Source organism: Limnohabitans sp. JirII-31, assembly GCF_002778315.1.
Classification (GTDB): Bacteria; Pseudomonadota; Gammaproteobacteria; order Burkholderiales; family Burkholderiaceae_C; genus Limnohabitans.
In genome coordinates this window covers 23,368-45,275 of sequence record NZ_NESA01000016.1, presented here as the reverse complement: position 1 = coordinate 45,275, position 21,908 = coordinate 23,368, and the positions used below count along the sequence as shown (strand labels likewise).

Here is a 21,908-nt window from a genome sequence, read left to right as displayed (position 1 = left end):
CTCCTACGCCGCTGGCGCGGCTCGATGTCGCTGCCGCAGGCACAACCCTCGGCGTTTGACGCGGTATGTTATTGCTGCTGGCCTGTGATGATTCGGACTTCCCTGTTGTGTCAAACGTCGAGGGCTGCACCTGCTCTGCTCCTACGCCGCTGGCGCGGCTCAATGTCGCTGACGCAGGCACAGCCCTCACCGTTTGACGCGAGGCTTGATGTCGTGTGTTGAAAACGGCGGGCGTACCCGGCAACGAAGTGGCAAGGGTGGTGACCGCGGCAGCGACATCGAGCCGCGTAGCGGCGTAGGAGCAGAGCGGTTGCCGCCCTTGCCGCTTCGTTGCGTCTCACTTCAATCGCAAGAGAGCAAGAGCAAGAACGAGAAGAACTAAAGCGCCAACGAAATAGCCGCCAAGCGCGCAGTATCCAAACGCGCACCCACTGCTGGCCCGGTCAGACCTTCTTGCAAAGCTCGTGCACTGACCGATGCACTGTCCACCGACAAAGCCGCTTGCAGCAAGCGCGTCAAACGCGCACGCTGCGGGTAGTCGTCCTGCTCGCGCCCTAAGCGCCCACGGGCATCGCACTCACACGCTTGCAAGGCCAACGCAAACCGCTCGGGCCGGCGCACTGCATCGCAGCGCAGCAGCAAACGCAACACCGCTTGGGCACCCAAACTTTGGCTTTGGTGGATGTTGCCGTGCTCACGCGCCACCACATCGGCCAGGGCTTTGCACTCCACCGGAACACGCCAGCGTTCGCACACGGCCAGCAGCAGTTTGGCGCTGCGTTGCTCGTGGCCGATGTGGCGTGGCAACACGTCCGCTGGCGTGGTGCCTTTGCCCAAGTCGTGGCACAAGCAGGCAAAGCGCACTTCAAGCGGCGCTTGGGCCAAGGCGCTTTGGTCGAGCACCATTTCCAGATGAATGCCGGTGTCGACCTCGGGGTGGTGCTCGGCGCGTTGGGGCACGCCGTAAAGACGGTCTACCTCGGGCAAGAGGCGCTTCAAAGCCCCGCACTGGCGCAGCACTTGCAACATGCGCGAGGGGCGTGCAGACATGAGGCCACGGGCGAGTTCTTGCCACACACGCTCGCTCACCAGGGCGTCTACCTCGCCCTCGTCCACCATCTCACGCATGAGTTGCAGGGTTTCGGGGGCCACCGCAAAGTCGGGAAAACGCGCGGCAAAGCGCGCCACGCGCAAGATGCGCACTGGGTCTTCGCGAAAGGCATCGGTCACATGGCGCAGCACCTTGGCTTGCACATCGCGTTGGCCGCCATAGGGGTCGATCAGTTCGTTCGTGTCGGGGTCTTGGGCGATGGCGTTGATGGTGAGGTCGCGTCGGGCCAGGTCTTCTTGCAGCGTCACCTCGGGTGCGGCATGCACCGCAAAGCCACGGTAGCCGCGTGCGGTTTTGCGTTCGGTGCGAGCCAAGGCATGTTCTTCGCGCGTGGTGGGGTGCAAGAAGACGGGAAAGTCGCGCCCAACAGGCTCGAAACCTTGGGCCACCAGGGCCTCGGGTGTGCCGCCCACCACCACCCAGTCGCGGTCGGCCCCAGGGTGCCCCATCAGAGCGTCACGCACGGCACCGCCAACCAAGTAAGTTTTCATGGCGCGAGTGTAAAACGCGCGCTGGCGGGGCTGCGCTTCAGGCGTGCCGGTAGGGCTCTTCAAAGGCCCGAAAGTCGTGCTCGGCCAGGGCTTGCTGCATCCACGCTGCCACACCAGGCAATGCCACCACGCGTGCGATGTAGGCCTGCACATCGGCAGGCACAGGCAGTGCGTAGGTACGGATGCGCATGCAGACCGGCGCAAAGTAGGCGTCGGCGATGCTGAAGGTGCCAAACAGCAGAGGGCCTCCATGGCTTTGCAGCAAGCCTTGCCACATGTCTGTGATGCGTTGCAGGTCTTGGCTGAGCGCAGGGTGCTCGCGCAGCAGCCGTACGCCGACTTCGGGCAGATGGGCCTCAATGTTCATGGGGCACAGCGAACGCAAGTGGCCAAAGCCGGCGTGCATCTCGGCACACAGGCTGCGCGCATGGGCGCGTGCTGCTCGGTCTTGGGGCCACAGGTGTAGGTGGGGATAAGTCTCGGCCAGGTATTCGCAGATGGCCAGCGTGTCCCAGATGGCTTGGCTTGGCTGGAGCTGGTCGTCTACCAGCACGGGCACTTTGCCCACGGGGCTGATGGGTTGTAGGGCGTGTTTGAACGCAGAGTCAGGTTCAAAACTGTCAAAGCGCACACGCTGTTCGGTGAAGGCAATGCCTGCCTGCGTCATCAACACCCAAGGTCGCATCGACCACGAGGAGTAGTTTTTGTTGCCAACGACCAAGGTGAGTGCCATGACGCCTCCTTGTTTAAAACACGCTAGCCAAGGTGCGAGGTGTGATGCCCAAAGCTTCTAAACCATCCAGGCGACCGCTGGCCACGTTGTCGACTTGCATGGAGGCCAGGTTGTCGCGGCTCATCAGGGTGGGGCCGGGGGCCAACTCCATCAGCAAGGCCTGCGCCCAGCCTGCTGCATAGGGCAAGGGCAGCACCGGGCGGGGATGGCCCACCCAGCGGCCCGCAAACTGCACCAGTTCGGCCAACGTGAACACTTCGGGGCCGCAGACCTCAAAGCCTTGGCCGATGGTGCGTGCGTCTTGCAGGCAATGCACCACGGCACGGGCCACGTCTTGCACCCACACGGGTTGAAAGCGCGCCTGGCTGCCTGCCAATGGCATGAGGGGGAAGACTTTTTGCAAGCGCGCAAACAGGTTGATGAACTGGTCATCTTCGCCAAAGATCACGCTGGGGCGCAGCACCGTCAGGCCCAAGCCTGTTTTGTCAGCCGCTGCCATCAAGACCAATTCCCCCTGACCTTTGCTGCGTTGGTACATCGAGGGGCCTTGCACATCGGCGCCCAAGGCACTGATGTGCACCAGGCGTTTCACATGGGCGGCCTGGCAGGCCTTGGCAATCAGCGCGGGCAGGGTCACATGCACGTGTTCAAACGCTGCTTCGTTGCCATGCAAGATGGCCACCAAATTGACCACCGCATCATGGCCACGTACCAGCGCATTGAGTTCACGCGGCTCGTGAATATTGGCCTGCACCACCGACACGCCCGGCAACATTTGCACGCTGCGCGCAGGCAGACGGCGCGTGGGCACAGTGATTTGCCAGCCCAGACGCGACAGAGCTTCGCAGACATGACGCCCCACAAAACCGGAGCCGCCCAAGACCAAAACGCGTTGCTGAGAAGAGTGTGTGTTCATGCCGTCACTGTAGCCCGTGCATTGGGTGTTGGTGCATACAAGGTTTCTGGCGATGGGTCGGATAATTGCGGGCATGAACCAACTCGACGCACTCAAACAATTCACCACCGTGGTGGCCGACACGGGCGACTTCAAGCAACTGAGCGCTTTTCAGCCGCAAGATGCCACCACCAACCCCTCCCTGATTTTGAAAGCGGTGCAAAAGCCCGAGTACCTGCCGCTCTTGAAAGACACTGTGGCTACGCACGGCAAAGAGCCCATGGATGTGCAGATTGACCGCTTGCTGGTGCGTTTTGGCTGCGAAATTTTGGCCATCATTCCGGGTCGGGTCTCCACCGAGGTCGATGCCCGCTTGAGCTTTGACACCGCAGCCACCACCGCACGCGCACGCCGCATCATGGCTTTGTACGAAGCGGCAGGCATCCAGCGCGAACGGGTGTTGATCAAGATCGCGTCCACCTGGGAAGGCATTCAAGCGGCCGCCGAGTTGGAGCGCGAAGGCATTCGCACCAACTTGACCTTGCTGTTTTCGTTTGCCCAAGCCGTGGCCTGTGGCGACGCCAAGGTGCAGTTGATTTCGCCTTTTGTGGGGCGCATTTACGACTGGTACAAAAAGTCAGCTGCTGGTGGGTGGGACGAGGCGGTTCAGGCGGGTGCCAACGACCCCGGTGTCAAGTCGGTGCGCCAAATTTACAACCACTACAAGCGTCACGGCATTGCCACCGAAGTGATGGGTGCGAGCTTTCGCAACGTGGGCCAAATCACCGCCTTGGCGGGGTGTGACTTGCTCACCATCGCACCTGAGTTGCTGGCGCAATTGAGCGCCTCTGTCGAGCCTTTGGTGCGTGCGCTAGAGCCCCACGCGGCCCAACAGATGGATTTGCCTGAAGTGCATCACAGCGAAGCGTCTTTCCGCTTTGCCTTGAACGAAGACGCCATGGCCACCGAGAAATTGGCCGAGGGCATTCGCGCGTTTTGTGTCGACGCCGTCAAGCTCGAAGCCTTGATGCATCAAGGCTGATCTACGCAGACCTTCTTCCCGAGACGAAAAAAAGCCTCGCAAAGATTGCGAGGCTTTTTTTGAGTTGAGTCATAGCAACCAAAGTCACTACAACGCAGCATGAGGTGCCAGACCAAGGCGCGGGGGCGTAGGCAGTGGCATCGCCACGACAAGCCCCTGCAACGCCGGTATGGCGCCTCAGGCCAGGAGAGCTTACATGCCCATGCCGCCCATGCCGCCCATCCCACCCATATCAGGCATACCGCCGCCAGCAGCTTCTTCTTTCGGAGCTTCTGACACCATGCACTCGGTGGTCAACATCAAAGAGGCCACAGAGGCTGCGTTTTGCAGCGCGGTGCGGGTCACTTTGGTGGGGTCCAAGATACCCATTTCGATCATGTCGCCATAGGTGTCGTTGGCAGCGTTGAAGCCGTAGTTGCCTTTGCCAGCCAACACCGCGTTGACCACCACCGATGGCTCGCCACCGGCGTTGTACACGATCTCGCGCAGAGGCGCTTCGATGGCTTTCAACACCAGCTTGATGCCGGCGTCTTGGTCAGCGTTGTCACCTTTGATGGTGCCAGCAGCTTGACGGGCACGCAGCAGAGCCACGCCACCACCAGCCACGATGCCTTCTTCCACAGCAGCGCGGGTGGCGTGCAGGGCGTCTTCCACGCGGGCTTTTTTCTCTTTCATTTCGACTTCGGTGGCAGCGCCCACTTTGATCACGGCAACACCGCCAGCCAACTTGGCCACGCGCTCTTGCAGTTTTTCGCGGTCGTAGTCAGAGGTGGCTTCTTCGATTTGCACGCGCACTTGTTTGACGCGGGCTTCGATGTCAGCAGCAGCACCTGCGCCGTCGATGATGATGGTGTTTTCTTTGCCCACTTCGATGCGCTTGGCTTGGCCGAGGTCAGCCAAAGTCACTTTTTCGAGGGTCAGGCCCACTTCTTCAGCGATCACTTTGCCGCCGGTCAAGATAGCGATGTCTTCCAACATGGCTTTGCGACGGTCACCAAAGCCAGGGGCTTTCACGGCGACCACTTTCAAGATGCCACGGATGGTGTTGACCACCAAAGTTGCCAAGGCTTCGCCTTCGACTTCTTCAGCAATGATCAACAAAGGACGGCCTGCTTTGGCAACGGCTTCCAGGGTGGGCAACAGGTCACGGATGTTGCTGATCTTCTTGTCGAACAACAACACGAAGGGGTTGTCCAACAGAGCAGCTTGCTTCTCGGGGTTGTTGATGAAGTAGGGCGACAGGTAGCCGCGGTCAAATTGCATGCCTTCCACCACGTCGAGTTCGTTGTTCAACGACTTGCCGTCTTCCACAGTGATCACGCCTTCTTTGCCCACTTTTTCCATGGCGTTGGCGATGATTTCACCAATGCTGTGGTCGCTGTTGGCAGAGATCGAACCGACTTGGGCGATTTCTTTGCTGGTGGTGGTGGCCTTGGTGGCTTTCTTCAGTTCTTCGATCAAAGCAGTCACTGCTTTGTCGATGCCGCGCTTGAGGTCCATGGGGTTCATGCCTGCGGCCACGTACTTCATGCCTTCGCGCACGATGGCTTGTGCCAACACGGTGGCAGTGGTGGTGCCGTCGCCAGCGTTGTCAGAGGTCTTGGAAGCGACTTCCTTGACCATCTGGGCGCCCATGTTTTGCAACTTGTCTTTGAGTTCGATTTCTTTGGCCACGGACACACCGTCCTTGGTCACGGTGGGAGCGCCGAAAGAGCGCTCAAGCACCACGTTGCGACCCTTGGGGCCCAGGGTCACTTTGACCGCGTTGGCCAAAATGTTCACGCCTTCAACCATGCGTGCGCGGGCTTCGCCGCCGAAAATTACGTCTTTTGCTGCCATTTTGAATTCTCCAGATATTTAATTAGGCGACCACGGCGAAGAGGTCTTCTTCTTTCATGACCAACAGTTCTTCACCGTCGACTTTGACGGTTTGGCCGCTGTACTTGCCGAACAACACGCGCTCGCCAACTTTGACGTTCATGGCGAGCAACTCGCCTTTGTCATTTTTCTTACCTGGGCCAACGGCCAGGATTTCGCCTTGATCGGGCTTTTCAGCAGCGGAATCAGGGATCACGATGCCAGAAGCGGTTTTTGTTTCGCTTTCGATACGTTTAACGATCACGCGATCGCCGAGAGGACGAAGTTTCATTGCATCTCCAAATTGGAACTAAAGGATTGAAATTACCTGGAGCCGGGTGCGAGTTGTTAGCACTCGACGCCATTGAGTGCTAATTTTAGGGCATGTCTGTGACATTTCAAGGGCAGGGGCCAAATCAGTGGGGTGTTTTGTTCAGCCTGAACCCGCGCGCGTCAGGGCAGATCGAGGTTTTCTGCCGGTGCGGTGGCGTTGCGTGGGCCCACTTGTCCCAAACGGGCCTTGAGTGACTGAGGTTGTCCGGTGATTAACGCCGCGTAGTTGGTGGTGTTGGAGAGCACCTTTTTCACATAGTCGCGGGTCTCGTTGAATGGCACGTTCTCGGCCCAGATGGCACCTTCCAAGACCGGACCTGCCCCCTCGTTGGGCGCACGCCAGCGGCGTGAGCGGCTTGGGCCTGCGTTGTAGGCCGCAGCGGCCAAGGGCATCGAGCCTTCAAAGCTGTCGAGCACCAATTTCAGATAACCCGTGCCGATGGCTATGTTGGTGTCGCGGTCGGTGATTTGGTCGGGCGTGAAACCGTTCATGCCGATCTTGCGTGCGGTCCACTTGGCGGTGGCGGGCATGACTTGCATCAAGCCAGAGGCCCCAACGCCAGAGCGTGCGTCCATCACAAAGCGGCTTTCCTGGCGAATCAAGCCGTATACATACGCTGGGTCGAGGTTGATGTCGCGTGCGCGTGCAATGACGCTGTCTTTGAAGGGCATGGGAAAGCGCTGCTCAAAGTCCATCACCTGGCGCGTCTTGTCGCTGGTGTTGATGCAGCGGTCCCACACCTGGTGGTCGCAGGCCAGCTGAGCGGCTGCGAGCAATTCGCGGTCGCTCATCAAGCCGCTTTGACCTTGGGCATTGACCAGGTTGGTGGCGTAGTTCCATTCACGCACGCCTTCCGAACGCAAGCCCATGGCGATGGCGTAGAGCGCGCGTTGCAGCGAGGGGTTGCTGCGGGCGGTTTCCATTTCTTCTGGCGTGGGGGGTGCAGGGCGTGCGGGGGCGGTCACTTTGCGGCCCAACTCTTCCAGGGCCAGTTGCTCGTAGAAGCCGCGTACGCCAGCAATGCTCTCTAGCGCGGCGGTGGCTTCTTGTTGCACTTGGGGCGTCACGCGCTTGCGTGCCAGCAAGGCGCGGGCGTGCCAATAAATCCAGGTGGGGTCGCGTCGTGCGTCGGGGCTCATGGCCTGAATGGCCGACTCCACCGTTGCCCATTTCGGGCTGTTTCCTGCGCGCAGTGCTGCGCGGGCTTTCCACGCCAACATGTCGTCATTGAGGTCTTTGTCGTGGGCCACGCGGGCGAAGTGGTCCAGCGTGTCTTCGTCCAGACGCATGGCCGATTGACGGCCAATCACCCCCCACACCCAGTGGCGTTCTTCGGTGGTGAGGTAGGGCTGCCATTTGTTCTTCATCAACTTGGCAGCTTCGTCGGGGTCGGTGGCCGCCACCTTGACCAAAGCCATGACCACCAACTCTTGACGTACTTTTTGTGGGGCCGCAATGTTCTTTGTCAAAAACTTGAGGGCGTTGTTGTTCAAGTCGGTCACCGCGTTGGCCGCATCGGGGGCCACGATGAACACCGCGTTACGCGCGGTGCGCGGGCGGTTGTGCTCCATCATCAGGCGCGCTTTGCGCCATATGTCCAGGGCGGTGAATTGTTTGTTGAAATACAAGCGGTCCGCGGCCAGCGTGCAGCCGTCATCGGCCTCGCGCATGCCCATCCAGTTGCGTCTTACCTCGTCTGCCAAATCGGGTGTTGCCCGTGGCCCTTTTTCAATCAGCTCAACGGTCAAGATGTAGCAACGCAGTTCACGGTCGTCGCGCATGCGGTAATGCGGGTGTTCGTCGCTCAGTGTGGTCCAGTCACGTCGACTGCCCAGCAGCAGCAGCCAGTCGTTGCGCAAGCGGTCTTCTTGGTAGGTGCCGGCATAGCGGCTCAGGTAGCTGCGCACTTCTTGCGTGCTGGCTTCGTCTAGGCGGGCTTTGAGTTCCCAGTACGCGGCCCAGGCTTCGAGTGGATGGCCTTTGGCTTGCGGCAGCAAGGCACTCAAACGCTTGCGGTCGCCACGCTTGAAGGCTTGGGCCATGTCGGTGATGACCGCGTCCGCTTTCGGATCGGTGATCACCGTGGCAGCTTGAGCAGAGGAGCTAAACAGCTGGAGCGCAAGAGTGACCCCAGCAAACAATGACACAATGACAGACAACTTCATGCACTGATTATCTGTGGACAAAAAAACTTTGCGCCAGCAGCTCATTGAAGAGCGTTTGAATTTGCCCGACAGGCTGGAACGGGCCGACATGTTGCAACGCGTGATGCGCATCTGGTTGTTTGACCGTCCCGATGCGGTCATCGGCGCTTACTGGCCCATCAAAGGCGAGTTCGATCCACTGCCTGCCTTGCACCGCTGGAAAGAAGACGGCGAGTTGCTCGACCAACCGCAACGCCGCCGCATCGGCTTGCCCGTGGTCGACAAAGCCCACAAGACCTTGACCTTCCACGCTTGGTATCCCGGTTGCCCGATGGAAGAAGATGCCCACGGTATTCCCAAGCCCAAAGACACCGAAGTGATCGTGCCCACCTTGTTGTTTGTGCCCTGCGTGGGCTATGGGCCGGGTGGTTTTCGCTTAGGGTACGGCGGTGGCTTTTACGACCGCACCTTGGCCACTTTGCAGCCCAAGCCTTTCACTGCGGGTTTGGGTTTTACCCACGGCTTCATTCCTGACTTGATGCCCGAAGCCCACGACATGCCGCTGGATGCTTTGTTGAACGACAACGGCGTGGTTTGGCCCATGGGCTGAGTGGCCATCACGCCATGGCGTCTTTCTCACCTATGGTGCGACGCGTGGCAAGTGCCTGCTCGGTCAGCCATTGGCTGAAGTTTTGGGTTTCAGGCCGATTCAAGCTGCGCGGATTGACGATCAGCCAATAGGCCATCGGAGACTCTGTGCGGTCTTGCGGTAAAACTTCTACCAAATCGCCATTGGCCAAACTTTCTGCCACCAAAGGCAGCCGTGCCAGCACCACGCCTTGACCGCTCATGGCGGCCTGAACCATTTGGTAGGAGTAGTTGAAATGCAACCACCGCTTGGGTTGCAAGTGGCCCAGTTGATGGGTTTCAAACCAGCGCTGCCAAGTCAACCAGTCGAGGTGGCTGTGGTTGGCGTCTATCGACTCAATCAAGCTGAAGCCTTGCAGGTCTTGGGCGGTGCGCACAGGCTGCGAGTTTTTCAACAACCAAGCACTGGCCATGGGCGTGAGTTGTTCGCCAAAGAGGCGCTGCGCATGTGCGGGCATGCGTGATGCTGGCCCATAGCGCAAAGCGATGTCGATGCCTGAGGCCTCAAGGTCGACGGCGTGGTCTGACGCTTCGACGCGGATGTCGATTTCTGGGTGCGCACGTTGGAACATTTCCAGCCGAGGAATCAACCACATCGATGAGAAAGACGCAAAGGTGGTGATCGACACGGTTTGTCGGCTCGCCTTGTGCCGAATTTGGCGCACCGTCAAATCTAGCCGCTCTAACAAGCTGCCCACCGAGGCGAGCAACTCCACGCCATCGGCCGTGAGTTCAACCGCGCGCGTGTGGCGGGCAAACAGTCGCACGCCCAACTCTTGTTCAAAAGCTTGAATTTGTCGACTCACCGCTGATTGCGTGAGCGCCAATTCATGGGCGGCCAGTCGGTAGTTGCGGTGACGTGCCACCGTCTCAAAGGCGCGCAAGTTGCCAACCGTCAATGGACGTGTGCGTAACAAGGGGCGAGCAGGCGGCGACATAGGGGTCCTGTTGCAGTGGGCTCCCAAGCGTAACGGGAAACAAGGCGTCGATTGATGCGTTGTGGGTATCAAACGGGACGTACTTTTTCATTGGACGATGCACACCAAACCACACACCATCACATGCTTTGTCACGCTTGTGGCGCTGGAGTGATTGCCATGTGTTTCTCAGATGCTTCGCCTTTGCTGTTGGATGCCGCTGCCTCTTGGACTGTGCCGCGTGGTCAGGCCTTGAGTGTGTATGCCACGCAGGTGGCACGTTTGCAGGTCGTGCGTGGGCGTGTTTGGGGCACCTTTGATGGCCCACATGCTTGTGCAAAAGAGGCCGATTGGATTTTGTTGCCAGGCCAATGCGTCGTCGTCCACCCTTTGCAGCGTTTGGTGGTGGAGGCATGGGCACGTTTTGCAGGCGATGAGGCCTGGTTGTGCTGGCAAGCCCCAAGCCAACAGGCTTGAGGTGGCTGGCAGAATATTGGGCATGGCCCGCCCTAAATCTGCCTCTCATGATCTCAAACGCGACGAAATCTTAGACATTGCCGCGCAATGCTTTGCCGACGGCAGCTACCCCGCCACCAGCATGAGCACCATCGCCGCTGCGGGGGGTACGTCCAAAGCGCGGCTTTACCACTATTACGAGAGCAAAGAAGCGATTCTGTTTGACTTGCTCGACCGCTACACCCAACGCTTGTTGGCATTGATTGGTGAGTCTGAAGCGGTGGCCCAGCGCCGCAACTTGGATGACAGGGCGGCCTTGCACGAATTGGTGCGTCGCTTTTTGCAGGAGTACGAAAACTCAGCCACCCGTCATGTGGCCTTGTTGGCTGACACCAAATTCTTGGGTGAAGAGCAACGTGCGTTGATCGTGGCACGCCAGCGCGACGTGGTGGCCGCCTTCACGCGCTTTTTGAAACGGGCTTACCCCGAGCGTTTGAATCCGGTCAACCAAACCGCCGTCACCATGATGCTGTTTGGCATGATCAATTGGACCTTCACCTGGTTGCGCCCGGGTGGGCCGATCAGCTATGCGGCGTTTGCCGATGAGGTGATTGCGATGTTGGAGCGCGGACTTTCTTGATGACTTGAGGGGTTTACCAATTCGTAACGCATTTCGATTAGGTAAAATCGATGCCAATACAACCAGGAGACAAGTTCTATGTCCACCGCTCCCACCAAAGCCTTTGCCAGTCAAGCTGACCTGGATGAGAAAAAAATCACCTTCCAGCAACTCAGTGCGCATTGCTGGGCCTACACCGCTGAAGGCGACCCCAATTCGGGCGTGATCATTGGCGACAAATACATCTTGGTGAGTGACGCCACCGCCACGCCCGCCATGGCGCGCGACCTGATTGCCAAAATCCGCACCGTCAGTGACAAGCCCATCAAGTACGTGTTGTTGACCCACTACCACGCGGTGCGTGTGCTGGGGGCCAGCGCCTACGCAGCCGAAGGTGCGACCGAAATCATTGCCAGCCGTGGCACGTATGAGCTCATCGTCGAGCGTGGCGCCCAAGACATGCAAAGCGAGATCGAGCGCTTCCCACGTTTGTTCCGTGGTGTCGAAGGCATTCCCGGTTTGACCTGGCCCACGATGGTGGTGGGCGATGGGCAGCCGGGTCGCCAAGGCTCTTTGTGCATCGACTTAGGGGGCGTGAAAGTGGACATCTGGCACCCCGGTGCAGGCCACACGCGTGGCGACACCATTGCCTGGGTCGAGGCTGAGAAGGTGCTGTTCAGTGGCGACTTGGTGGAGTACGAAGCCGGTGTTTACACCGGTGACGCCCAACTCGAAGAATGGCCTGCCACGCTCGAAGCCTTGCGCGCGTTGAATGCCGAGGCCATCGTGCCTGGGCGCGGTGAAGCCATGATTGGCCACGCCAATGTCAACAAGGCCTTGGACTACACCAAGCGCTGGGTGGAAACCTTGTTTGGCTGTGGCAAGGAAGCTGCCAAGCAGGGCTTGGATCTCAAAGCCTCCATGGCGTTGACGCGCCAAAGTATGGATCCGATTTTTGGCCATGTGTTCATTTACGAACACTGCTTGCCGTTTGATGTGAGCCGTGCCTACGACGAAGCCCAAGGCATCAAGAACCCACGCATCTGGACGGCTGAGCGCGATAAAGACATGTGGGCCGCGCTGCAGGCCTGATTTATTTTTGACTGATCAGCGTTTTCAAATCGGTTTCGTAGCCGCGCAAGGTCTCGACCAAGCGTTGGCGTTGCGCTTGGGTGGTGCTGTTGTGCAGTTTGGCAAAGCCCGTGCAGTTTTCTTGCCATAAGGCTTGGCTGTAGCTGCGGTATTGCTCGTTGGGTGAATTGAAAGCCCTGTCGATCCAGGTGCGCAGCAGTGTTTGTGCTGTGCTTGGCGCTGCGGCCATGCGCTGCAAAGTTTGCAAGCTGTCGGCCTGGCGGCGTTCGCGTTCGGCATATTGGGTGGTTGCATCAAAGATGGATTCGTTCAGCCAGTGGTTCAACACTTCGCGTTGCGGGTCATCGAGTCGGCCATAAAAGTCTTCCAACCTGTTCAAGGCCTGCTTGGTGCGGTAACGCAAGCGTTTCTCTGCGCTGCCTTCGAGCCAATCGGAGCGCCACTCTTTGTTGGTCTTGTCATAGCGCTTGCGCATGTGTTGGAGCTGCTGGGCGTTGAGTTGCGTGCCAAGTCGTGCAGCAGCGGGTTCGATGTGGCGCAGCAGCGTCAGGAAGCTGGTCTTCATGTCTTCGGTCGTTGCGCACACTTGGGCCGCCGTGACGTCTTGCAGCGCCATGCTGCGTGCTTTTTGCAGCAGCGCCACGTACTCGGGCAGCTGCTGTTGACGGTGCCAACGCTGTAGCTCGCTGAGCGCTTCTCGGGTGCTGGCTTTTTGCTCGGCCTCCAAGTCGACATAGGCGTCCACCCACCAGTAAAGCAAGTCATCGCTCTGGTTATAGACCAGTTTGATCGTGCTGCACCCGCTCAGACATGCGAATGCCAACACCCCTAGCCAAAGAAAGGCTTGGCGGATAATTCTTCGCAATAAAAGGATGAATGACATGACAGTGTTGGATGTGGTGATCATGGCGGCCGGCAAAGGCACACGCATGAAGAGCAGTATGCCTAAGGTTTTGCACCGCTTGGCCGGCAAGGCTTTGGTGCAACATGTGATCGACACCGCACGCAGCTTGCAGGCACGCCACACCATCGTCATCACGGGGCATGGTGCAGAACAGGTAGAGGCCGCGTTGCAGCAGGCCAATCCAGGAGACGGCTTGCAGTTCGCCCGCCAAATGCCCCAGCTCGGCACGGGCCATGCGGTGCAACAAACCGTGCCTTTGTTGGGTGACGACGCGGTGGTGGTGGTGCTCTCGGGCGATGTGCCCTTGACCCAGGCCGACACCTTGCAAGCCTTGATCGACGCCTGCGCAGGCCAACACTTGGCCTTGTTGACCATCGCGTTTGACGACCCCACGGGCTACGGTCGCATCGTGCGCAATGCCGACGGCCAAGTGCAAGCCATCGTGGAGCACAAAGACGCCAGCGACGCACAACGCGCCATTCGCGAGGTCTACAGCGGCATCATGGCGGTGCCCGCCAAGTTGCTCAAACCCTGGCTGGCGCGCTTGGACAACCACAACGCGCAACAGGAGTACTACCTGACCGATGTGGTCAAGTTTGCCGTGGCCGATGGTGTGTCGGTGGTGGGTCACCAAATTGCCGACCCGGCCCAAGTGGCCGGTGTCAACAGCCCCACGCAACTGGCCGAGTTGGAACGTGCGTTTCAGCTGCGCCAAGCCCAGGCCTTGATGGCCGAGGGTGTGCGCATCATCGACCCCGCACGCTTTGATGTGCGCGGCAGCTTGCATTGCGCGCAAGATGTGGAGATTGATGTGAACTGCATCTTTCAAGGTCAAGTGTTTTTGGGCCAAGGCGTGAAGATCGGTGCGAACTGCGTCATCGCCAACTGCGTCATCGAAGCGGGTGCGGTGATTCACCCCTTCACCCATATTGATGGCGAACAACTCGGCGTGGCCGTGGGGGAGGGCGCCCTGATTGGCCCCTTTGCCCGCTTGCGCCCCGGTGCACAACTGGCCGCAGAGGTGCACATTGGCAACTTTGTGGAGGTCAAAAACTCCACCCTGGCCCGTGGCGCCAAGGCCAACCACTTGGCCTATTTGGGCGACGCCACGGTGGGCGAGCGCGTCAACTTTGGCGCGGGCAGCATCACCGCCAACTACGACGGTGCCAACAAACACCGCACCGTCATCGAAGCCGATGTGCATGTGGGCAGCAACTGCGTGTTGGTCGCGCCCGTCACCATTGGCGCGGGCGGCACGGTGGGCGCTGGCTCCACCATCACCAAGAGCACCGAGCCCGGTGCTTTGAGCGTGGCGCGGGGCAAGCAGGTGAGCATGGCCAATTACAAGCGGCCTGTTAAAACCCCAAAGTAGCCTCATGGCTTGAACGAATCGTTCGATTCGTGCTAAATTTGGCGTATGCAAACTTTTTCCGCCAACGAAGCAAAAACCCAATTCGGTCAATTCATTGACTTGGCCCAGCGCGAGCCCGTGCGTGTCATGCGCCGTGATCGGGTGGTCGGGGTGATGGTCTCGGCCCAAGACTACGAAGCGATGCGCGAGTTTTACGCCAATCGCTTGCAGCACACCCTGCAAGACACCGCCATGCAAGCCGAAAAAGCGGGCATGACCCCCGAGCTGCTCGAAGATTTGCTGCGTGACGAGTCTTAAGCTGGTCATCGACACCAATGTGTTGATCAGTGCGGCCTTGTCCACACAAGGCGCACCTGCCAAGCTGGTCCAATTGGCTTTGGCGAAGCACCGTTTGGTTTTTTCGCAAGCCACGTTCGATGAGCTGCGGACACGTCTTTACCGCCCCAAGTTCGACCGCTTCATTTCCTTGGAGTCGCGTGAGCGCTTGCTCCATGACTTCAATGCTTGTGCGCACTGGGTCGAGATCGGTGTACCGGGCTTGTATTGCCGCGACCGTGATGACGACAAAATGGTTGAGACCGCCCTCCAGGCCAGCGCCGCTGCCTTGATCAGTGGTGACAAAGACTTGCTGGACATGGTGGCGATTCCTGGCTTGCAAGTTCTCTCGCCTCAGCAAGCCTTGGTATTTTTAGGCGCTTAAGTTCTTTGAATTCGCAGCGGCCACGTGCTGCTGAACTTGGCCCGCTTCACGCTGAAAAACGCTTTCACGTTGCGCACATTGGCGTCTTGCGTAAAGAGGCGCTGCGTCAGCGCCAGGTAGCTCGGCATGTCGGCGGTTTGCAGTACCAACATGAAGTCGGGCCCCGGTGACACACGCCAACACTGTTGCACCGCGTCTTCGGCCACTGCGCGTTGTTCGAACGCATCCATGTGTTCGCTCCCCTGCCGGTCCAGCGTCACTTCCACCAGCGCACTCAAGGCGGGTCCTTGTGCGGCGCTCAAGCGGTCGGCGTTGAGCACGGCCACTTGGCGCTCTATCCAGCCCTCTTGCTGCAAACGCTTGACGCGGCGCAAGCACGTGGGTGGCGACACCTTCACGCGCTCGGCCAAAGCTACATTGCTCAGGCTGGCGTCGTGTTGGAGCAAGTCCAAAATCTGCAAATCAATGGCATCTATTTCTTCCATAAATTAGATGATAAAGAAATTTAATTTCAATATCAATGATTCATGAAATTTAAATCCATATAAATCAAAAAATAGTAGAGAAATTTCTTTCTGCGCAGCCTACGATCCGCAGCAACGTTATTCAGGAGTGCAAAACATGTGCGGCATCGTCGGAGCAGTTTCATCGCGCAACATCGTCCCCATCCTTGTTCAAGGCTTGCAGCGCCTGGAGTACCGGGGGTACGACTCGTGTGGCGTGGCCGTGCATGCCGCCAGCTTGGGCGCTAAGCAAGGCGGCTTGCAGCGTGCGCGCAGCACCGCCCGCGTGTCTGAGCTCATGACCCAAGTGGCCGATGACCACATCGAAGGCGGCACCGGCATTGCCCACACCCGCTGGGCCACCCACGGTGTGCCAGCGGTGCACAACGCCCACCCCCACTTCAGCCACGGGCCTGGTGCTGACGCTGACCAACGCCCGGGCCGTGTGGCCTTGGTGCACAACGGCATCATTGAAAACCACGACGAATTGCGTGCTGAGCTGCAAGCCAAGGGCTATGTGTTTTATAGCCAGACCGACACCGAGGTCATTGCCCACTTGGTCGACAGCCTCTACAACGGCGACATTTTTGAAGCCGTCAAAGCCGCTTTGGCGCATTTGACGGGGGCTTATGCGATTGCCGTGTTCCACAAAGACGAGCCACACCGCGTCATTGGGGCGCGTGCCGGTTCGCCTTTGATCTTGGGCGTTGGTCAAGACGGTGCTGAAACCTTTTTGGCCAGCGACGCCATGGCCTTGGCCGGCGTGACCGACCAAATTGTCTACCTCGAAGAGGGCGACTTGGTCGACCTGCAACTGGGCAAGTACTGGGTGTTTGACAAGGCGCGTCAGCCGGTGACCCGTGTCGTTAAAACCGTGCACGCCCACAGCGGGGCCGCCGAGTTGGGGCCTTACCGCCACTACATGCAAAAAGAAATTTTTGAACAACCCCGCGCCATTGCCGACACCCTGGAAGGGGTCGAGGGCATCGTGCCCGAGTTGTTTGGCGACGGCGCCTATTCAGTGTTCAAAGCCATCGACAACGTGCTGATCTTGGCCTGTGGCACCAGCTATTACAGCGGCTGCGTGGCCAAGTACTGGATCGAGGCCATTGCCAAAGTGCCCTGTCAGGTGGAGATTGCCAGCGAGTACCGTTACCGCGAATCGGTGCCCAACCCCAAGACCTTGGTCGTCACCATCAGCCAGTCGGGCGAAACGGCGGACACATTGGCCGCGCTGCGCCATGCGCAAAGCCTGGGGCTCACACACACCCTCACCATTTGCAATGTGGCCACTTCGGCCATGGTGCGCGAGTGCCAGTTGGCCTACGTCACGCGCGCGGGGGCCGAGATTGGTGTGGCCTCCACCAAGGCTTTCACCACCCAACTGGCTGGCTTGTTCTTGCTCACCTTAGCCTTGGCGCAAACCAAGGGCCATTTGACCGACGCGCAAGAAGTCGAACACCTCAAGGCCATGCGCCACTTGCCTGCCGCCTTGCAAGCCGTGCTGAACCTAGAACCGCAGCTCATCGCGTGGGCACAAGACTTTGCGTCCAAAGAAAATGCTTTGTTCTTGGGCCGTGGCACGCATTACCCCATCGCCCTGGAAGGCGCGCTCAAGCTCAAAGAAATCACCTACATCCATGCCGAGGCCTATGCCGCGGGTGAACTCAAACACGGCCCCTTGGCCTTGGTGACCAGTGCCATGCCGGTGGTCACCGTAGCCCCGAACGACGCCTTGCTGGAAAAGCTCAAAAGCAATATGCAAGAGGTGCGCGCGCGCGGCGGCGTGTTGTATGTGCTGGCCGACGGCGACACCAAAATTCAAAGCAGCGAAGGCGTGCACGTCATCCGCATGCCTGAGCACTACGGCGTGCTCTCGCCCATCTTGCACGTGGTGCCGCTGCAACTGTTGGCGTACCACACGGCGTGTGCGCGGGGCACCGATGTGGACAAGCCGCGTAACTTGGCGAAGTCGGTCACAGTGGAGTGATGCAGGTTGTGCATTTCCCAGGCTTGGTGGTATCCCAGTAGGTGTGGTGAGCATCTTGTCCTCCCCCTTTGCCGAGTGTTATCTTTCAAGATAACCGTCATGTCTTCATAAACAAAAAAAGTTGGAGTTTGCTGCGATGCAACAGGGCCTTTTACGAAATTTATCCATCACACAAAAGTTGATGATTGTGTTGATGTCTGCTGCTGCCTACTTTGCGTCGTTTGAACTCAACGGTATTTTGTTTTCGGACCTGCTGTTCACCCACCGCGTGCATTGGATTTACTTGCCCAGTGGTTTGCGTTTGTTGCTGGTGTTGGTGTTTTTTGAGGTTGGGGCGGTCGGCATTTTCTTGGGTTCGTTGGCCATCAATTACGTCTACTTTTTCAATGGTGACTACGTGTTCACGGTGGTCACGTGCTTGCTGTCCGCAGGCACGCCGTTGTTGGCCCGCTACCTGGCCGTGGAGTGGTTCAAGCTGGACGTCAATTTGGCTGGCTTGACGCCAAAAATTATTTTCAAAATGACCATACTGTTCTCTTTGTTGAGTTCAACCCTCATTCAACTGTGGTTTTTTTGGAATGGCAGAACCGAGAATTTTGTCTTGGCTGTCGCGGTAATGGCGGTGGGGAAGTGGTTTGGCACCGTCTTGGTGCTCGCTCTGACTAGTTTCTTGTTAAAGTTCGTGCTAGTGCGACTTCATAAGGATTAATCTCCATGAAAAATATATACCTCAGTTTTCTGGCGCTTGTTGAGGCGCTCCAAGGCGAAACGGGCGCGTTATCTTCCATCGATCTGGAAGCTAAAAAGCTGCTCGAAATCATTGCCGTCAAGCACAGCGAAGGTGACCCTTTGAAGGTGATGGATGCCATGCGACTGGACGACATTGCGTCTCCTGCCACCATCCATCGCAAACTGACGCAGCTTGCACAAGTAGGCCTGATTGACATGGAGCATCGGGGCACCAACCGTCGCAAAAAGTACTTGGTTCCTACACAGGCGGCTGAAAAGTATTTCGACCGTGTGGGCGAGGCGATGGCTAAAGCGGTGACCACCAACTGAATGTCCGACTCACAAATCGACATTCCCTCGTCATTCATCGCCCTGTTTGTCCGCCCCGGGCAAACCAAGCCCAGTGCCAGCCACCAAGAGGTGGCGCAGCGCTACGAAATCTGTGAAGACATGGCCAACTTGCTGACTGAACACGCACAAACCGTGCAATTCAGCCAGGGGCTGGATACCCAAGAGGTGTTAGCGCGCTGCTACCAAGGCCTGCTGGCCGATGTCTCTGCCGTGTCAGCCATGGAGGCTGAGTGGGTGATTCGCCGTTTGGCAGAGCTTTTGAACTGGGATACTCACGCCCCATCATGACACCTACTTCCTGCGCTACTTCACCCCAAGCCCTGTTGCTGGTTCCTGGCCTCATGTGTGATGCCGCTGTTTGGAACCCTTTGTTGCCCTCATTAGCAGCGTATGCCGATTGCCACATCGTGGACCACGGCATGGCGGACAGTTTGGGCACGATGGCCGACCAACTGCTGGCCACCGCTCCACCTATGTTTGCAATGGCTGGCCACTCCATGGGCGGCCGCGTGGCGCTGGAGGTGATGCGCCGTGCGCCCGAGCGTGTGACACGCCTGGCCTTGCTCGACACCGGCTACAAAGCCAAGGCCGCTGGGGCCGTGGGTGAGGAGGAGGCGCGCAAACGCTACGCCTTGCTCGATATTGCGCGTACGCAAGGTGTGCGTGCCATGGCGCAAGTGTGGGTGCAGGGTATGGTGGCCCCTGAGCGTTTGTCCGATACCGATTTGATCGAAGCCATCGTCGCCATGTTGGCGCGCAAATCAGCGGATGTGTTTGCTAACCAAATTCAGGCGCTGCTCAACCGCCCTGACACCATGGATGTGCTGGCGGCCTTGCGTATTCCCACCTTGGTGGCTTGTGGTCAACAAGACAGCTGGTCACCACCGTCACAGCACGAAGAAATTGCTTCGTATATCCCTGCGCACCCACGCGTGCACACCATCTTGGATGCGGGCCACATGGCCACCATGGAGCGGCCCGCTGCTTCGTCGCAACTGCTGATCGATTGGTTGAGCCAAGCCTCAACCCCAGCCAGCACCCAATAACCTTCAAAAACTGCGGGCCATTCTTGACGCTACTCAGTGTGGGGTCAATAATATTTCTTTAATGAATCAGTGTTTCATTGAAGAAACAAATTCAGCGAATACAGGAGATCCGTATGCGCGATGCACAGGCCCTTACATCGGCCATTGAATTCATCGGTGTGGACAAGCGCTTTGGCGTGCCTGGCACGCCTTCCGAGGTCTTGGCCGCACGCGATGTGACGTTTGCCGTCGCACCCGGCGAAGTGGTCTCCATCATCGGTCCTTCGGGCTGCGGCAAGAGCACCTTGCTCAACATGGGCTCAGGCCTGGCCAAACCCAGTGCGGGCATTGTCAAAGTGGCTGGCGAAGTGGTCAATGGTCCCAACAAGCATGTCGCTTTCATGCTCCAAAAAGACTTGCTCATGCCTTGGCGCACGATTGCGCAAAACATTGAATTTGGTTTGGAGCTACGAGGCGTGGATGCGGCGCAGCGCCATGAGGTGTCGGCCCAGTTGCTGGCGCAGTGCCACCTCACAGGGTTTGGCGGTCACTACCCGCATCAGCTGTCGGGGGGCATGCGTCAACGCGCGGCCATGGCCCGCACTTTGGCGGTAGACCCACTGGTGCTGTTGATGGACGAGCCGTTTTCGGCACTCGACGCGCAAACCAAAATGATCTTGCAACAAGACTTGGCGCGCACCGTGTCGCAGCAAGGCAAAACAGTGTTGTTCATCACCCATGACTTGGCCGAAGCGGTGGCTTTGTCTGACCGTATCTTGGTCATGAGCGAGCGCCCCGGCACCATCGTCGAGCAAATCAAGGTAGACATTCCAGGGCGTGACAACCCCATGCAGCGTCGCAAAGACGACCGTGTGGGGCATTACGTGGCCATGCTCATGGACTTGCTCAAACTTGATGCCAACACCGAAGTTCATTGAGTCATTTTTTTAAACGCTTCTTCACCCAACCTTTAGGAGTTCTTGCATGAGCCGTACTGTCACCACTTTGAAGAGTCGTCGCCTTGCCTTGGCGCTGGCGGCCTCGGCTGCCTTGGCTTTGCCCATGCTGGCCAAAGCCCAAGCCATGCAAGAAATCACCTACCTCTTGCCAGCCCCCAGCACCTTGCCTGCCTTTGGTCCCTGGATGATTGCGCAAGCCAAGGGCTATTACGCTGCTGAGGGCCTGGATGTGAAATTCGTCACGGGCCGGGGTGGTGTGGACGTGGCCAAGCAAGTCGGTGCTGGCAACGCCGTGATTGGTGGTGCCATCGGCGACACCCCCATCATTGCGCGTGCACAAGGCATTCCGGTCAAAGCCGTGGCCGTGTTGGGCGCGGGCTCACTCACGCAGCTGGTCACGCACAAAGACGAAAAAATTGAAAGCCCACGTGAGCTCAAAGGCAAAACCGTCACCGTGCTGGCCTATACCGACACCACCTACTACGCGCTGCTGGGCATGCTCAGCAAAGTGGGGTTGACCAAGAACGATGTGAACATCCAGGCCGCTGGCCCTGCCGGTGTGTGGCAACAGTTCGCAGCCAAAAAAGCGGTCGGCATGGCCGGTGTGCCGGACTGGACCGTGAGCGCCATGGAGGCCGGTGCCCAAGTCGACATCTTGCCCGCCGATGTGTATTTCAAGAGCATGGCGCAAGCCATCTTGGCGTCTGACGAGACGATTCAAAAGAACCCGCAGCTGATTCAAAAATTGGTACGCGCCACGATCAAGGGCATGAAAGACATCATGGCCGATCCCAAGGCCGCCACGGCGGTCTACGTGGCTCACGTGCCTGCGCACAAAGGCAAAGAGGCTTCCATCCTGAAAGCCTTCGAGATGTACAACCAATACGTGTACGCCAAACAAAAAGTCCCTGGCCAAATGGACGAAACACGTTTGGGTGAGTTGCAAAAGTTTTATGTCGACAACGGCGTGGTCACCAAAGCCGCACCGTTGAAAGACCTCTACACCAACCAGTTCGTTTCTGGAAAGTAAACCTTC

Annotated in this window: 24 protein-coding genes; 15 read left to right on the top strand and 9 right to left on the bottom strand. The window is 58.5% G+C overall.

Annotated elements, in window-relative coordinates:
- Nucleotides 1–378 precede the first annotated feature (378 nt).
- The 3 genes from B9Z41_RS15645 to B9Z41_RS15635 are packed head-to-tail and all read right to left on the bottom strand — an operon-like array spanning nucleotide 379 to nucleotide 3,251.
- Nucleotides 379–1,602: a multifunctional CCA addition/repair protein gene (locus B9Z41_RS15645; RefSeq protein ID WP_100148015.1), complete on the bottom strand. Its 1,224-nt coding sequence runs from the start codon at nucleotides 1,600–1,602 to the stop codon at nucleotides 379–381.
- Between the two features lie 37 nt (nucleotides 1,603–1,639).
- Nucleotides 1,640–2,335 carry a glutathione S-transferase family protein gene (locus B9Z41_RS15640; protein ID WP_100148014.1) on the bottom strand — a complete coding sequence of 232 codons (696 nt, stop codon included), beginning with the start codon at nucleotides 2,333–2,335 and terminating at the stop codon, nucleotides 1,640–1,642.
- Nucleotides 2,336–2,348: 13 nt separating this feature from the next.
- Nucleotides 2,349–3,251 carry a complex I NDUFA9 subunit family protein gene (locus B9Z41_RS15635; protein WP_100148037.1) on the bottom strand — a complete coding sequence of 301 codons (903 nt, stop codon included), beginning with the start codon at nucleotides 3,249–3,251 and terminating at the stop codon, nucleotides 2,349–2,351.
- 73 nt (nucleotides 3,252–3,324) lie between these two features.
- On the opposite strand from B9Z41_RS15635, the gene tal reads away from it, so the two are divergent.
- Nucleotides 3,325–4,272, top strand: a complete 948-nt coding sequence (gene tal / locus B9Z41_RS15630) for a transaldolase (protein ID WP_100148013.1) — start codon at nucleotides 3,325–3,327, stop codon at nucleotides 4,270–4,272.
- A gap of 192 nt (nucleotides 4,273–4,464) precedes the next feature.
- On the opposite strand, the gene groL is transcribed toward tal, so the two are convergent.
- From groL to B9Z41_RS15615, 3 genes are all read right to left on the bottom strand, one after another.
- On the bottom strand, nucleotides 4,465–6,111 hold the full coding sequence (gene groL / locus B9Z41_RS15625; RefSeq protein ID WP_100148012.1) for a chaperonin GroEL: 1,647 nt from the start codon (nucleotides 6,109–6,111) through the stop codon (nucleotides 4,465–4,467).
- Nucleotides 6,112–6,133: 22 nt separating this feature from the next.
- Entirely contained in the window at nucleotides 6,134–6,421 is a 288-nt protein-coding gene (gene groES / locus B9Z41_RS15620; RefSeq protein WP_100148011.1) for a co-chaperone GroES, read from the bottom strand.
- 161 nt (nucleotides 6,422–6,582) lie between these two features.
- Nucleotides 6,583–8,628, bottom strand: coding sequence for a lytic transglycosylase domain-containing protein (locus tag B9Z41_RS15615; protein ID WP_100148010.1), 2,046 nt, complete (start codon nucleotides 8,626–8,628; stop codon nucleotides 6,583–6,585).
- Nucleotides 8,629–8,641: 13 nt separating this feature from the next.
- Between B9Z41_RS15615 and B9Z41_RS15610 the strand changes: the two genes are divergently transcribed.
- Nucleotides 8,642–9,217 (top strand): 5-formyltetrahydrofolate cyclo-ligase, encoded by a 576-nt coding sequence (locus B9Z41_RS15610; RefSeq protein ID WP_100148009.1) that lies wholly within the window; start codon nucleotides 8,642–8,644, stop codon nucleotides 9,215–9,217.
- Nucleotides 9,218–9,224: 7 nt separating this feature from the next.
- Here B9Z41_RS15610 and B9Z41_RS15605 read toward each other — a convergent pair whose 3' ends face one another.
- Complete coding sequence (locus tag B9Z41_RS15605) at nucleotides 9,225–10,193, bottom strand: LysR substrate-binding domain-containing protein (RefSeq protein ID WP_100148008.1); 969 nt, start codon at nucleotides 10,191–10,193, stop codon at nucleotides 9,225–9,227.
- Between the two features lie 159 nt (nucleotides 10,194–10,352).
- Between B9Z41_RS15605 and B9Z41_RS15600 the strand changes: the two genes are divergently transcribed.
- The 3 genes from B9Z41_RS15600 to B9Z41_RS15590 all read left to right on the top strand — a co-directional run bounded on the left by B9Z41_RS15600 (nucleotide 10,353) and on the right by B9Z41_RS15590 (nucleotide 12,339).
- Complete coding sequence (locus B9Z41_RS15600; protein ID WP_158236203.1) at nucleotides 10,353–10,649, top strand: DUF2917 domain-containing protein; 297 nt, start codon at nucleotides 10,353–10,355, stop codon at nucleotides 10,647–10,649.
- 22 nt (nucleotides 10,650–10,671) lie between these two features.
- Nucleotides 10,672–11,268: a TetR/AcrR family transcriptional regulator gene (locus tag B9Z41_RS15595; RefSeq protein ID WP_100148006.1), complete on the top strand. Its 597-nt coding sequence runs from the start codon at nucleotides 10,672–10,674 to the stop codon at nucleotides 11,266–11,268.
- 78 nt (nucleotides 11,269–11,346) lie between these two features.
- The gene (locus B9Z41_RS15590; RefSeq protein WP_100148005.1) at nucleotides 11,347–12,339 is read left to right on the top strand and encodes an MBL fold metallo-hydrolase; all 993 of its coding nucleotides are present in this window, start codon (nucleotides 11,347–11,349) and stop codon (nucleotides 12,337–12,339) included.
- A 1-nt stretch (nucleotide 12,340) separates the two neighbouring features.
- Here B9Z41_RS15590 and B9Z41_RS15585 read toward each other — a convergent pair whose 3' ends face one another.
- Nucleotides 12,341–13,222: a DUF6279 family lipoprotein gene (locus tag B9Z41_RS15585; RefSeq protein ID WP_143474218.1), complete on the bottom strand. Its 882-nt coding sequence runs from the start codon at nucleotides 13,220–13,222 to the stop codon at nucleotides 12,341–12,343.
- On the opposite strand from B9Z41_RS15585, the gene glmU reads away from it, so the two are divergent.
- Genes glmU through B9Z41_RS15570 form a run of 3 tightly spaced genes read left to right on the top strand, consistent with a single transcriptional unit; the run spans nucleotide 13,221 to nucleotide 15,315 of the window.
- Nucleotides 13,221–14,615 (top strand): bifunctional UDP-N-acetylglucosamine diphosphorylase/glucosamine-1-phosphate N-acetyltransferase GlmU, encoded by a 1,395-nt coding sequence (gene glmU, locus B9Z41_RS15580; protein WP_100148036.1) that lies wholly within the window; start codon nucleotides 13,221–13,223, stop codon nucleotides 14,613–14,615. The two genes, B9Z41_RS15585 and glmU, sit on opposite strands and share 2 nt — an antisense overlap.
- Before the next feature lie 45 nt (nucleotides 14,616–14,660).
- A complete protein-coding gene (locus tag B9Z41_RS15575) occupies nucleotides 14,661–14,912 on the top strand; it encodes a type II toxin-antitoxin system Phd/YefM family antitoxin (RefSeq protein ID WP_100148003.1) in 252 nt (83 codons plus the stop codon).
- Complete coding sequence (locus B9Z41_RS15570; protein WP_100148002.1) at nucleotides 14,899–15,315, top strand: putative toxin-antitoxin system toxin component, PIN family; 417 nt, start codon at nucleotides 14,899–14,901, stop codon at nucleotides 15,313–15,315. Before B9Z41_RS15575 ends, B9Z41_RS15570 begins: the two co-directional genes overlap by 14 nt.
- Here the strand turns inward: B9Z41_RS15570 and B9Z41_RS15565 are convergent.
- Complete coding sequence (locus tag B9Z41_RS15565) at nucleotides 15,312–15,800, bottom strand: Lrp/AsnC family transcriptional regulator (RefSeq protein WP_100148001.1); 489 nt, start codon at nucleotides 15,798–15,800, stop codon at nucleotides 15,312–15,314. The genes B9Z41_RS15570 and B9Z41_RS15565 overlap by 4 nt on opposite strands.
- Before the next feature lie 136 nt (nucleotides 15,801–15,936).
- Here B9Z41_RS15565 and glmS point away from each other — a divergent pair, with 136 nt between their 5' ends.
- The 7 genes from glmS to B9Z41_RS15530 all read left to right on the top strand — a co-directional run bounded on the left by glmS (nucleotide 15,937) and on the right by B9Z41_RS15530 (nucleotide 21,902).
- Entirely contained in the window at nucleotides 15,937–17,808 is a 1,872-nt protein-coding gene (gene glmS / locus B9Z41_RS15560) for a glutamine--fructose-6-phosphate transaminase (isomerizing) (RefSeq protein ID WP_100148000.1), read from the top strand.
- Between the two features lie 193 nt (nucleotides 17,809–18,001).
- Complete coding sequence (locus B9Z41_RS15555) at nucleotides 18,002–18,517, top strand: hypothetical protein (RefSeq protein ID WP_143474217.1); 516 nt, start codon at nucleotides 18,002–18,004, stop codon at nucleotides 18,515–18,517.
- Between the two features lie 5 nt (nucleotides 18,518–18,522).
- Nucleotides 18,523–18,867 carry a hypothetical protein gene (locus B9Z41_RS15550; RefSeq protein ID WP_100147998.1) on the top strand — a complete coding sequence of 115 codons (345 nt, stop codon included), beginning with the start codon at nucleotides 18,523–18,525 and terminating at the stop codon, nucleotides 18,865–18,867.
- A complete protein-coding gene (locus tag B9Z41_RS15545) occupies nucleotides 18,868–19,176 on the top strand; it encodes an ATPase with chaperone activity (protein ID WP_100147997.1) in 309 nt (102 codons plus the stop codon). It begins immediately after the preceding gene.
- Nucleotides 19,173–19,934: an alpha/beta fold hydrolase gene (locus tag B9Z41_RS15540; RefSeq protein WP_100147996.1), complete on the top strand. Its 762-nt coding sequence runs from the start codon at nucleotides 19,173–19,175 to the stop codon at nucleotides 19,932–19,934. Before B9Z41_RS15545 ends, B9Z41_RS15540 begins: the two co-directional genes overlap by 4 nt.
- A gap of 113 nt (nucleotides 19,935–20,047) precedes the next feature.
- Entirely contained in the window at nucleotides 20,048–20,851 is an 804-nt protein-coding gene (locus B9Z41_RS15535) for an ABC transporter ATP-binding protein (protein ID WP_100147995.1), read from the top strand.
- Nucleotides 20,852–20,897: 46 nt separating this feature from the next.
- Nucleotides 20,898–21,902, top strand: a complete 1,005-nt coding sequence (locus B9Z41_RS15530) for an ABC transporter substrate-binding protein (RefSeq protein WP_100147994.1) — start codon at nucleotides 20,898–20,900, stop codon at nucleotides 21,900–21,902.
- Nucleotides 21,903–21,908: the final 6 nt, after the last annotated feature.